Annotated in this window: 14 protein-coding genes, 1 tRNA gene and 2 pseudogenes; 14 read left to right on the top strand and 3 right to left on the bottom strand. The window is 52.3% G+C overall.

Features of this window, described 5'->3' with window-relative positions:
* The first annotated feature begins 16 nt into the window (after positions 1 to 16).
* From IEV89_RS16010 to IEV89_RS16000, 3 genes are read left to right on the top strand one after another with little or no spacing between them, the layout of a single operon-like run.
* Positions 17 to 532, top strand: a complete 516-nt coding sequence (locus IEV89_RS16010) for a DUF2778 domain-containing protein (protein ID WP_188474531.1) — start codon at positions 17 to 19, stop codon at positions 530 to 532.
* Complete coding sequence (locus IEV89_RS16005; protein ID WP_188474530.1) at positions 513 to 1,034, top strand: hypothetical protein; 522 nt, start codon at positions 513 to 515, stop codon at positions 1,032 to 1,034. The genes IEV89_RS16010 and IEV89_RS16005 overlap by 20 nt, the downstream gene beginning before the upstream one ends.
* A gap of 1 nt (position 1,035) precedes the next feature.
* A complete protein-coding gene (locus tag IEV89_RS16000; RefSeq protein ID WP_188474529.1) occupies positions 1,036 to 1,521 on the top strand; it encodes an Hcp family type VI secretion system effector in 486 nt (161 codons plus the stop codon).
* Between the two features lie 234 nt (positions 1,522 to 1,755).
* Here the strand turns inward: IEV89_RS16000 and IEV89_RS21785 are convergent.
* The 3 genes and pseudogenes from IEV89_RS21785 to IEV89_RS15990 all read right to left on the bottom strand — a co-directional run.
* Positions 1,756 to 1,947 (bottom strand): annotated as a pseudogene (locus IEV89_RS21785) (IS5/IS1182 family transposase); the annotation flags it as partial.
* Positions 1,948 to 2,036: 89 nt separating this feature from the next.
* Positions 2,037 to 2,111 (bottom strand) — tRNA-Arg (locus tag IEV89_RS15995).
* A 90-nt stretch (positions 2,112 to 2,201) separates the two neighbouring features.
* Positions 2,202 to 3,122, bottom strand: coding sequence for a formate/nitrite transporter family protein (locus IEV89_RS15990; RefSeq protein WP_188474528.1), 921 nt, complete (start codon positions 3,120 to 3,122; stop codon positions 2,202 to 2,204).
* A gap of 194 nt (positions 3,123 to 3,316) precedes the next feature.
* Between IEV89_RS15990 and ccmA the strand changes: the two genes are divergently transcribed.
* From ccmA to IEV89_RS15935, 11 genes and pseudogenes are all read left to right on the top strand, one after another.
* On the top strand, positions 3,317 to 3,946 hold the full coding sequence (gene ccmA / locus IEV89_RS15985; protein WP_188474527.1) for a cytochrome c biogenesis heme-transporting ATPase CcmA: 630 nt from the start codon (positions 3,317 to 3,319) through the stop codon (positions 3,944 to 3,946).
* Positions 3,936 to 4,595: a heme exporter protein CcmB gene (gene ccmB, locus IEV89_RS15980; RefSeq protein WP_188474526.1), complete on the top strand. Its 660-nt coding sequence runs from the start codon at positions 3,936 to 3,938 to the stop codon at positions 4,593 to 4,595. The genes ccmA and ccmB overlap by 11 nt, the downstream gene beginning before the upstream one ends.
* Positions 4,596 to 4,779: 184 nt before the next feature.
* A complete protein-coding gene (locus IEV89_RS15975) occupies positions 4,780 to 5,517 on the top strand; it encodes a heme ABC transporter permease (protein ID WP_188474525.1) in 738 nt (245 codons plus the stop codon).
* Positions 5,514 to 5,792 carry a heme exporter protein CcmD gene (gene ccmD / locus IEV89_RS15970; protein ID WP_188474524.1) on the top strand — a complete coding sequence of 93 codons (279 nt, stop codon included), beginning with the start codon at positions 5,514 to 5,516 and terminating at the stop codon, positions 5,790 to 5,792. The genes IEV89_RS15975 and ccmD overlap by 4 nt, the downstream gene beginning before the upstream one ends.
* Entirely contained in the window at positions 5,789 to 6,283 is a 495-nt protein-coding gene (gene ccmE / locus IEV89_RS15965) for a cytochrome c maturation protein CcmE (RefSeq protein ID WP_188474523.1), read from the top strand. The genes ccmD and ccmE overlap by 4 nt, the downstream gene beginning before the upstream one ends.
* On the top strand, positions 6,280 to 8,253 hold the full coding sequence (locus IEV89_RS15960) for a heme lyase CcmF/NrfE family subunit (protein WP_188474522.1): 1,974 nt from the start codon (positions 6,280 to 6,282) through the stop codon (positions 8,251 to 8,253). Before ccmE ends, IEV89_RS15960 begins: the two co-directional genes overlap by 4 nt.
* On the top strand, positions 8,250 to 8,801 hold the full coding sequence (locus IEV89_RS15955; RefSeq protein WP_188474521.1) for a DsbE family thiol:disulfide interchange protein: 552 nt from the start codon (positions 8,250 to 8,252) through the stop codon (positions 8,799 to 8,801). The genes IEV89_RS15960 and IEV89_RS15955 overlap by 4 nt, the downstream gene beginning before the upstream one ends.
* Positions 8,798 to 9,334 carry a cytochrome c-type biogenesis protein gene (locus tag IEV89_RS15950; RefSeq protein WP_188474520.1) on the top strand — a complete coding sequence of 179 codons (537 nt, stop codon included), beginning with the start codon at positions 8,798 to 8,800 and terminating at the stop codon, positions 9,332 to 9,334. Before IEV89_RS15955 ends, IEV89_RS15950 begins: the two co-directional genes overlap by 4 nt.
* A complete protein-coding gene (ccmI, locus tag IEV89_RS15945; protein ID WP_188474519.1) occupies positions 9,331 to 10,542 on the top strand; it encodes a c-type cytochrome biogenesis protein CcmI in 1,212 nt (403 codons plus the stop codon). Before IEV89_RS15950 ends, ccmI begins: the two co-directional genes overlap by 4 nt.
* A 32-nt stretch (positions 10,543 to 10,574) precedes the next feature.
* The gene (gene mlaA, locus IEV89_RS15940; protein WP_188474518.1) at positions 10,575 to 11,336 is read left to right on the top strand and encodes a phospholipid-binding lipoprotein MlaA; all 762 of its coding nucleotides are present in this window, start codon (positions 10,575 to 10,577) and stop codon (positions 11,334 to 11,336) included.
* A 138-nt stretch (positions 11,337 to 11,474) separates the two neighbouring features.
* Positions 11,475 to 11,738: pseudogene (locus IEV89_RS15935) on the top strand (IS4 family transposase); the annotation flags it as partial.

Raw genomic sequence — 11,738 nt, 5'->3', positions numbered from 1 at the left:
GGATATTAGGTGGTTTATGGCTCTACATGGAAGGTTTGTAATCAACGATGCACATTACTCCCCTTTATCATTTCCCGGGGTTGGCACGTTTTTAGCGTTCTCTGGCGATGGTGCATACCGTAACCGTGGGGCATGTGGAATGATCCCTAAGATGGGGCCAGTGCCAGCCGGTAAATACTGGATTGTTGACCGTCCAGAAGGTGGACTCAAATCGCAGGTGAGTGCAGGTGTCAGAGATATCTACAATCACTTTGCCAGCGGCGCTACGTTCAAACATTCGGAATGGTTTGCACTATGGCGGGATGATTGGGGAATTGACGATTACATATGGATAGAAGGCGTTAAGCGCGGAAACTTCCGTTTGCACCCTGGCGTTCTCTCAGAAGGTTGTATCACTCTCCCGCACGATTCAGATTTTGCCATGTTACGCAATGCTCTGCTAAGGACTCAGAAAATGGATGTCCCTTGTATGAGGAAATTGAAGGCATATGGCACGATTGAGGTGATCGCCAATGGCAAAACATGTCCTTAGTTTATTCATCAAGATAGCACTGTTCGCCGTGGTTATGCTGATCGCTGCTAAGGTAATTCCCTATGATGGTTTAATTGACTCGCTCACAGGGTTATTCGATTTCCAGAGTGCCAGTAAAGTGATTCGTTTCATATTGGGCGAGCCTGATTCAGAGGTGTGGGAATCGCTACATGATTACTTTGGTATCCTGATAAACATCTTGATCAGTGTTCCAATCTTCAGCGCGATTATTACCGCTTATAAGGCGATTACGCGCGAAGTTGATCCTCCAAGACTTCTGAAAGAGTGGGCAGTATCCACTTTAAGGCGGTTTGTGAAATTCTTCGTTTTTGCCTTTCTGTTTTGGGGGCTATTCCGCTTTCTGCCATATCAATCTGTCTTTCCCAATGGGAAAACGTATTCGACTTTCATTATAACGGCAATAGTGGGCTTTAACCTGCTATTAACGATTGTTTGCTACTGGTTCATCACGACGAAAATCACAACCAAAAGGAGTTTGTAACATGCCTATTCCCGCTTATATGTGGCTTAAAGACGATGGTGGTGCCGATATCAAAGGATCTGTAGACGTTCAAGACCGTGAAGGTAGTATTGAGATTGTAGGTTTTAGCCATGGCCTGAATATTCCGGTAGACAGTGCCAACGGTAAGATCACGGGTAAGCGCTCTCACTCTCCAATGATGATTGAAAAGGAGTTTGATAGTTCCAGCCCGTATCTTTACAAGGCCGTTGCTACGGGTCAGACGCTGAAAAGTGCGGAGATTCGCTGGTATCGCATCAACCATGCGGGGCAAGAGGAATGCTACTTTATCATGACTATTGAGGGTGTGAAAATCACAGGCATCAATCCAGGAATGCCAAACACTAAAATGTCGGGTAATTCGCAGATCAATCACATGGAATCAGTTTCCTTAATGTACGATAAAATCACTTGGCGTTATGTTGATGGCAACGTGCAGTATACAGACGATTGGAACGTAAGAGCCTAACCGATATAAGCAATTACAATAGTCAGAAAAAAGCCAGCAGACTGCTGGCTTTGCTCACGTAACGGATTTAATGCTCTCTTCACATTGCCATTAATATGCTATTTTTCTGAGCATGCTCTATTGATCTAGAAAGCATTTTTCGGGAGTCGAGAAATATTCAATGTTTTATAAGCAATTACTGCCTTAGTGAATAAATCGGATTTAGATAAAAGCTCCTTCCTGTCAGTCACTTCCTCAGGCAATCCGTACTCTTTCTGGCATATCTGCACACGTCATTTTGTTTAAGGCATGGATCATCGCAGTCATCTCTCCAATCAGGGCATCGTAATGCCGCAGTGTCAGATGACAACCGAACACCCGGTACATTGCCGTTTCCGCCACCAAGCGCCGGTTGTAAGCTGTGCGCCATTTCCAGTAGGTGTTAGTAGGTAGAGTCTAATAGACGACGCGAGTTGATTAACTTACTGAATTTAGAGAATAAAATAGACTTGAGTGGACGTTCGTAGACAGTGAAATGGTGTCCCCTACAGGAATCGAACCTGTAACTAGCCCTTAGGAGGGGCTTGTTATATCCGTTTAACTAAGGAGACACAAGCGGCCTTGAAAACCGCCCGCGTAGTATACCCGCTTTTGTCACAATAATAAGAGGTTAGCCGACCGTTTGGTTGTTTCGTCGCCAGTTACCGGTTCGGGTTGCCGTTTTCTTGTGACTTCTTGGTGTTCTGTTGGTTCCTGGTTTTGTTCTGATTGCTCATATCGTTGCGGATCTGCGCGTGGCTTATTAGCGCGAAGATAAAGGTGCCACCAAAGATATTCCCGGCCAGCGTTGGTAAGGCGAACGGCCAAATGAATTCATACCAGGGGATCGCGCCGGTGAACACCAGATACAGGATCTCTACCGAACCGACCACGATGTGGGTCAGATCGGCGATGGCCACCAGATAGGTCATCAGCATGATCACCCAGATTTTCGCCGTACCCGCTGACGGAAGCATCCACACCATCGTCGCGATCAACCAGCCGGAAATAATGCCGCTGACAAACATGGCGGTGGGGTTTTTCTCCATGATCTGCATGCCGATGGCGTGAAAGGCTGCGTCGGTGTCGGCATCAAAAAATGGCGCCAGATGAAACGCCAGCGCCGCGCAGGCGCAGCCGATCAGGTTGCCCGCCAGCACCACGGCCCACAAGCGCAGCAAGATGGCACCGTTTTTCAGCGTCGGTTTATGCATGATCGGCAACACGGCGGTGACGGTGTTTTCAGTAAACAGTTGCTGACGGGCCATGATCACAATAATGAAGCCCACGGTATAACCGATGTTCTCAATGAAGAAACGTTCGGGTGAGTCCGGTAAGCGGGCGTGCAGAATCCCTTTGACCATTAACGATGCACTGATAGAAAGCCCGGCGGCAATCGCCGACCACAGCAGCGCCATGCCGTCGCGTTCCAGCTCTTTCTCCCCCTCCAGACGTATTTGCTCATGAACGGCCGCAGCGGGTGAGGGCAAGTTCTTCTCATCAACCTCAATTTCAGTACCTTGCGCATTTTCTTCACTGTCGACGTCAACGCCGGATGTTGAATGTTTATTTTCCTGGTTCATGGGACCTTTTCTCTCTGGTGTCGACAACTGCACGGTAAAAAATGTTATTTAAGCATAGAAGAGGTACGGCACTTGCGCAGCGGGAAAGGTCTGTATCTTACCAATAAGTAACAAGAACTTTGCATTAGTACTCTCTGCGGCGTGCCGGAGCCTTATGATATAATGCGCACTTGTGAAATTTACGGAATGCGCCCATGTTTGAAGCCCTTAACCTCAGTTGTGTTCGCGATGAGCGAACTCTGTTTAGTGGCTTAAGTTTCACCCTTGAACCTGGTGAAATGGTGCAAGTTGAAGGTCAGAACGGGGCCGGTAAAACCAGCCTGCTGCGGATCCTGGCCGGGTTGTCGTCGCCGGATGTAGGTGAAGTTCGCTGGCAGGGCGAAAGTACCCGCCGTCAGCGCGATGTCTTTCATCGGCAGTTAGTCTATCTGGGCCATCAGCCGGGTATTAAAACCGTGCTGACCGCTTATGAAAATCTGGCTTTTTATCAGTCCGTTGACGGAAAAATTAACGCTGATGCTATTTATCAGGCGCTGGAACATGTCGGTTTGCTGGGCTATGAAGAGGTGACGGTGGCGCAGATGTCCGCCGGGCAGCAACGTCGGGTTGCGCTGGCGCGTTTGTGGCTCAGCCGTGCGCCACTGTGGATCCTTGATGAACCCCTGACCGCCATTGATGTACAGGGCGTCGCAGCGCTAATGGATTTGTTTGAGCAGCATGTTAGCCGTGGCGGCATGCTGTTGCTGACCACGCATCAGGATTTACAGGGTGTTAACCGCGATGTACGCAAAATCCGTCTGACGAGTGTCTCTCATGTTGATTAACCTCCTGTGGCGGGAGCTAAAAATCGCCTTTCGTCATAGCACCGAGATTATTAATCCTCTGTGGTTTTTTATCATCGTGATCACGTTGTTTCCTCTGGGATTGGGGCCTGAACCACAGTTGCTGGCGCGTATTGCGCCCGGTATTGTGTGGGTCGCCGCGCTACTGGCCTCGCTGCTTTCGCTGGAAAGACTGTTTCGTGATGACTATATGGACGGCACGCTGGAGCAGCTTCTGTTATTGCCTGCGCCGCTGCCACTCACGGTGCTCGTGAAAGTATGTGCTCACTGGGTGGTAACCGGTTTGCCGCTGCTGCTGCTCTCGCCGATGATCGCCTTACTGCTCTCGCTGGATTTTGCCAGTTGGAAAGCGGTGGCGCTGACATTATTGCTCGGCACACCGACTCTGAGTTTTATGGGGGCGATTGGTGCGGCGCTGACTGTCGGCCTGCGCAAAGGCGGCGTATTGCTCAGCCTGTTGGTGCTACCGCTGTATATTCCGGTGCTGATCTTTGCCACCGGCGCGATAGACGCCGCCTCGATGAACATGCCGATTGACGGCTATCTGGCTATACTTGGCGCGCTGCTGGTGGGCAGCGCGACCTTAACGCCTTTTGCGACGGCAGCAGCCTTGAGAGTCAGCATTCACTAGAGCATTTACCTACCGTTACAAGATGACAGAAAAAAAGCAGCCTTTGACTAACATCACACTTCCCTATAGTGAACAATAGGGCGATGCCTATAAGGGCGGCTGATTTAACGTCAGACCGCGCAAGAGCCCGCTGAGGTCTCGCGGCATCTATCACAGAGTAATTTTAGAGTGAGCAAAGATAACAATGTGGAAATGGTTACATCAACTTGCGCGGCCCGAACGGCTTTACTCCGTTTGTGGGCGCTTTATCCCGTGGTTCGCCATTCTGGGTGTTGCCTGTCTGTTGATCGGCTGGGTCTGGGGCTTTGGCTATGCACCGCCGGATTATCAGCAGGGTAACAGCTACCGCATCATGTACATTCACGTCCCGGCGGCTATCTGGTCGATGGGCATTTATAGCGCCATGGCGGTTGCCGCCTTTATCGGCCTGGTCTGGCAGATGAAAATGTCAGATCTGGTGCTGGCCGCGATGGCACCGGTTGGCGCGGTATTCACTTTTATTGCGCTGGTGACCGGTTCCGCCTGGGGTAAACCGATGTGGGGCACCTGGTGGGTATGGGACGCACGGCTGACCTCCGAATTGGTGTTGCTGTTTTTGTACCTCGGCGCGATTGCACTTTATAACGCGTTTGAAGATCGCCGTCTTGCGGGCCGTGCGGCGAGCATTCTGGTGCTGGTCGGTGTGGTTAATATTCCCATCATTCACTATTCGGTGGAGTGGTGGAATACGTTGCATCAGGGGTCTACCAACATGCAGCAGTCTATCGACCCCAGTATGCGCTATCCATTGCGCTGGGCTATCTTCGGTTATCTGTTCTTCTTTATTACCCTGACGCTGATGCGGTTACGCAATCTGATCCTTTATCAGGAACGGTTGCGTCCGTGGGTGGCGTCACTAGTCAATAAGGAGCGCCGCGGATGAACGCTGCATTTTCCAACTGGCAGGCTTTCTTCAACATGGGCGGTTACGCGTTTTATGTCTGGCTTTCGGTCGCTGCGACCTTAATTTCCCTGATCGCGCTGGTGGCCCACACGTTCTTACAGCGTAGGGTGATTCTGGCTGATGTTCGCCGCCGCCAGGCGCGCGAAAAACGCATTGTGCAGTCCAATATCGCGGCTAAAAAGCGCCAGGGCGCTGCGGGGCAAAAAAGCCCTGTGCAAGTGAAGCCGGATCCATCGAGAGAGAACTTACTGTGAATCCTCGTCGTAAAAAACGTCTCTCACTGGCGCTGGTGCTGCTGGTTGGGTTGGGGTTGAGTCTCTCTCTTGTGATGTACGCGCTGCGCTCAAACATCGATCTGTTCTATACGCCCAGTGAGATTTTACAAGGCAAAGGGGAGAGCCACGAGATGCCATTTGTCGGCCAGCGCCTGCGGATTGGCGGCATGGTCATGCCCGGTTCTGTAAAGCGCGATCCGAAAAATTTGCAGGTCAGTTTCAAAATTTACGATGCCCGTGGGGCGATTTTGGTCACTTACAACGGCATCTTGCCAGACCTGTTCCGTGAAGGGCAGGGCGTCGTGGCGCAGGGTGTGATGGAAGCTAATAACGTGGTGAATGCCAAACAGGTCCTGGCTAAGCACGATGAGAAATACGTTCCGCCAGAAGTGGAAGAGGCAATGAAAGATAATCGCAAGCAGCCTGCGTCGAGCTACGTTGGCAACATCAAAGGAAATGATCACTCATGATGCCGGAACTGGGAACCTTTTCGCTCTGTCTGGCTTTAGGTCTGTCAATACTGCTGAGTATCTACCCACAGTGGGGCGCAGCGCGGCAGGATAACCGCATGATGGCGATGGCACGCCCGCTCTCTTATGGCATGTTTGCCACCATTACGCTGTCCTTTATTATTCTGGTTCACGCGTTTGTCGTGAATGATTTCACCGTCGCTTACGTCGCCAACAACTCGAATACGCGTCTGCCGGTTTACTACCGTATGGCCGCCACGTGGGGCGCACATGAAGGTTCGCTGCTGTTGTGGGTGCTGCTGTTAAGTTGTTGGACGTTGGCCGTCGCGCTGTTTAGCCGCAGGATGCCGCAAGATGCGGTGGCCCGCGTGCTGGCGGTCATGGGCATGATCACTGCCGGGTTCCTGGTGTTCATCTTGCTGACCTCGAATCCGTTTATCCGCACATTGCCCGGCTTCCCGGTTGACGGCAGTGACCTGAATCCGGTGTTGCAGGATATCGGGCTGATTTTCCATCCACCGCTGCTGTATATGGGTTACGTCGGGTTCTCGGTAGCCTTCGCCTTTGCGATTGCCTCACTGATGGCCGGTCGGCTCGATACCGCATGGGCTCGCTGGTCACGCCCATGGACCCAAGCAGCGTGGGTTTTCCTGACCATTGGTATCGTGTTGGGTTCAGCGTGGGCTTATTACGAACTCGGCTGGGGTGGCTGGTGGTTCTGGGATCCGGTGGAAAACGCCTCGTTTATGCCTTGGCTGGCCGGTACGGCGCTGATCCACTCGCTGGCGGTCACCGAAAAACGCGGAACCTTCAAAGCCTGGACCGTTCTGCTGGCTATCACCTGTTTTTCGCTGTGCTTGTTGGGGACTTTCCTGGTGCGTTCCGGCGTGCTCGTATCGGTGCACTCGTTCGCCTCTGACCCGGCGCGCGGCATGTTCATCCTGGCTTATCTGGTGATTGTGATCGGTGGATCGCTGCTGCTCTATGCTATCAAAGGCAACTCGGTGCGTGCGCCCAGCCGGCATGAGCTGCATTCGCGTGAAAGCTATCTGCTTGGCAACAACGTGTTGCTGATTGCCGCTATGCTGGTGGTCCTGCTGGGCACGCTGTTGCCGCTGATCCATAAGCAGCTCGGTATGGGCAGTATCTCGATTGGCGAACCCTTCTTTAATACTATGTTTACCTGGCTGATGGCTCCGCTGGCACTGCTACTGGGTATCGGCCCGCTGGTGCGCTGGCGTCGTGATGAGCCAAGCAAGCTGTGGCGTCGGTTAGGTGTGGCATTGGTGGTGACGCTGCTGCTGTCGATTCTGCTGCCGTGGTGGTTGCAGGACAACATTGTGGGGATGACCGTAGTCGGCCTGCTGATGTCGGTGTGGGTGATCGTGCTGACGCTGATGGAATTACACGAACGCGCTACCCATCGGCATACTTTTTGGCGCGGGCTGATGCATCTATCGCGCAGCCATTGGGGCATGGTGTTAGGCCATCTTGGCGTGGCAGTGACGGTGATAGGTATCGCCTTCAGCCAAAATTACAGTGTCGAGCGCGATGTCCGCATGAAAGCCGGTGATAGCGTCGATATCCATGATTACCACTTTGTGTTCCGTGACATGCGTGACATACAGGGCGCGAACTATTCCGGTGGCGAGGCCAATATCGATGTCACCCGCAAGGGTAAACCAGTGACCACGCTGCATGCTGAAAAACGGTATTACAGCGTGGCGCACACCATGATGACCGAAGCGGCCATCGATGGAAATCTGGCACGCGATTTATACGCCGCGCTGGGTGAAGAGATGGACGACGGCTCCTGGGCGGTGCGGCTGTACTACAAACCTTTTGTGCGCTGGATCTGGCTGGGTGGCCTGTTTATGGCAGCCGGTGGGATCTGCTGTATTCTCGACCCGCGTTACCGCATGAGCAAAAAACTTAAGCGGCAGGGGAAAACCGAGGCAGAAGAAGCATGAATCGTAAACTCCTCTTCATTCCGTTAATTCTGTTTCTGGCGCTGGCCGCCATGTTTCTGGTGCAGTTAACCCGCAACGCGAATGGCGATGATCCGACGCTGCTCGAGTCAGCCTTGATCGGCAAACCGGTGCCGGTATTTAAACTGGAATCCCTATCGCAGCCGGGAATCACCTATGACCAGTCGGTGCTGCGCAACGGCAAGCCTATTCTGCTCAACGTCTGGGCCACCTGGTGTCCGACCTGCCGCGCCGAGCATGAGTATCTAAATACGCTGGCGGCCAAAGGTATCCGCGTTGTAGGACTGAACTATAAAGACGATCGCCAGAAAGCGGTCAACTGGCTGAACACGCTGGGCAATCCTTACGCACTGAGTCTGTATGACGGCGACGGGATGCTGGGTCTGGATCTCGGTGTTTACGGTGCGCCTGAGACTTTCCTGATCGACGGACAGGGCATTATCCGCTACCGCCATGCCGGTGATATGAATGATAAAGTGTGGCAGCAGGAAGTCATGCCGTTGTACAAAAAGTATGGGGGGGATGCATGAAGATAGGTTCATCACTCACCGCACTGCTGCTCGGCCTTTGTTTGAGCTTCGGCGTGTTCGCGTCCATCGATACGTATCAATTCAAATCAGATGCGCAGGAGCAGCAATACCGGCAGATAACAGAGCAACTTCGCTGCCCAAAATGCCAGAACACCAGCATTGCTGCCTCGGACTCTATTATTGCCGCCGATATGCGCACCAAGGTTTATCAACTGCTGAACGAGGGGCAAAACCGTCAGCAAATTGTCCAGTATATGGTGGCACGCTACGGTAACTTCGTGACTTACGAACCACCGGTGACACCAGCGACCCTTATTCTTTGGCTGGGACCGCTGCTGTTTGTGCTGATTGGCGCGATGTTTATCGTGATGCGTGCACGGCTCCAGAGTCGGCCAGTCAGCGAGGAGAACAGGACAAATGCTGTCGATGAAGCGGCGTTACCGCCTGCCGAACTTTCGTTAACAGACCAACAGCGCCTGGCGCACTTACTGAATGATATCAATATGAAAGACAGCGATGGGAAAGCATCATGAGTATTTTTTGGCTGACCACCGTGGTGATGTTGATTATCGCTGTGTCACTGTTTGTGGTGCCGGTGCTGCGTGGTGACCGGGCTGAGCACACCTCTCGCGATGCGCTGAACAAAGCTTTCTATCATCACCGTCTGGGTGAGCTCGAGCAGGATGAAGATCAGGGCGTTGTCGATGAGCGCCCACAGCATATCCGTGAATTGCAGGAGAACCTGCTGAGTGATATCCCTGAACCGTCTTCGCAGACCGGTCAACCCATTACCCTCTGGATGCTGGTTCCGGGGATATTTTTACTGGTGTTAGTGACGCTGGGTTTCTATTTATATACGGGTGGCCTCGGCCAGGTGAGGGCATGGCATCAGGTGATGGACCGCATGCCGGATCTTCGTCACCGCTTGGCTGACGAACATTCACAACCGCTGACCATGATGGATGTACAGGATTTAGGCCTGGGGCTGCGCACTGACTTGCAAAAAGATCCATCGAATGCCAAAGACTGGATGATGTTGGGGCGAGTCGGTATGGCGTTGAATAATGCCAGCACGGCGACTCAAGCATTTGCGCATGCCTATCAGCTTTCACCGAATGATATGGATATTAAGTACGGTTATGCCGATGTGTTGACGCGCTCAGCGGATCCGCAAGATAACATTAGCGGCGGCAAACTGTTACGCAGTATGCTTGAGCAGAATCAGGGGCAGTTACGCGTGCTGAGCCTGCTGGCCTACAATGAATTTGAGCAGGGACATTATCCGCAAGCGATAGGTGCATGGCAGTTGATGCTGAAGATTTTACCCGCTGGTGACCAGCGTGGCGACATGGTCCGCGCCAGTATTGAGCAGGCCAAGGCGAAGTCAGGCCAGGATCGTGTAAAATTGGCCGTCAATGTTGACTTATCGGCTGAGGCAAAAAGGAATATTCCCCAGCAAGGTGCGGTATTTATTTCGGTTACCGATGGCAGCAGCCCGGTACCCGTTGCTGTGAAACAGTTGCCGCTGAGTCGTTTCCCGCTGGCGATGACCATGGATGACAGCAGTGCGATGATGCCTGAAAGATTGCTTTCTTCACTGCATCAGTTAAAAGTACGCGTTCGAATTTCGCAAAATAGTTTGGCCACGCCAGTTAAAGGCGACTGGTACGGTGACAGTCCGCTGACTGATTTTTCTGGTAATGGACAGGTCAGTATTGAGATTAATCAGCAGGTTCCCTGAGTGTGGAATCGAAGAAAAATAGGGAGAAAACCATGAACTTACGTCTGACTGGGCTGGCGTTTGCGACTGTATTACTGGTGGGATGTGCCGGAACATCATCGGACAGTGGGCCGCAGGGTCGTTCCGATCCACTCGAAGGTTTTAACCGCACGATGTTCGATTTCAATTACAACATTGTGGATCCGTATGTGCTGCGTCCGGTGGCGGTAGCATGGCGCGATTACGTGCCGCAACCGGCGCGTAACGGTACCAGTAACTTCCTTAGCAACCTGGATGAACCGGCAAGTATGGTGAACGCCTTACTGAAAGGGGATCCGTACCACGCGGCGATCCACTTCAACCGTTTCTTCCTGAATACCCTATTGGGGATGGGCGGGCTGATTGACGTGGCCTCCATGGCGAACCCGAAACTGGCGCGCGAAGAAGCCCAGGGTTTCGGCAGTACGCTGGGACATTATGGTGTCGGTTACGGCCCGTATGTTCAGTTACCGGCTTACGGCAGCTTCACCATTCGTGACGAAGGTGGTGACTTTGTCGATACTCTCTATCCGGCGCTGAGCTACCTGACTATCTGGATGTCAGTCGGTAAGTGGGCTTTACAAGGGGTTGAAACCCGGGCTGAACTGCTGGATTCTGATGGCATACTGCGAAATTCTTCTGACCCTTATCTGATGATGCGCGAAGCCTACTTCCAGCGTCACGACTTCCTGGCGAAAGGGGGGCAGTTGACACCACAGGTGAACCCGAATGCGGCATTGATTCAGGGCGATTTAGAAAGCATCGATTCTGAGTGATTTCGGACTGTCAGGATTAAGATCTTATCGATAGAAATGACAAAGGGCCGTAAGGGCTGAGGGCTCCCCATAAATAAAGACAGGCATAGAAGGTTGTGATCTACTTAGTGTTCCACCAAAAAGTAAGGTCTCCCCTCTATGCCTGCTTCTCAAGTTTGCCACAGATTCTTTAGTCAGTCCCTCCGCTCGATACATCAGTATCGCAAAAACGCTCTGCTAGATATGACCGTTGCATTGACTCGCGGCGCTTCTCTTTCCCTCACCAGTATCGGCAGATTTCTGCCCGGAACAGCGCGCGTTAAACACAAAATCAAGCGTGTCGACAGGCATCTCAACAACGATTTGATGTTTAAGGATATTCCTGCCATTTATCAGCAACTGGTTTCCCGCCTGACTCACAGC

Origin of the sequence: Hafnia psychrotolerans (assembly GCF_014639435.1) — a bacterium.
Taxonomy (GTDB): Bacteria; Pseudomonadota; Gammaproteobacteria; order Enterobacterales; family Enterobacteriaceae; genus Ewingella; species Ewingella psychrotolerans.
The sequence above is the reverse complement of the archived record's forward strand: the minus strand, read 5'-3'. Positions and strand labels throughout refer to the sequence as shown.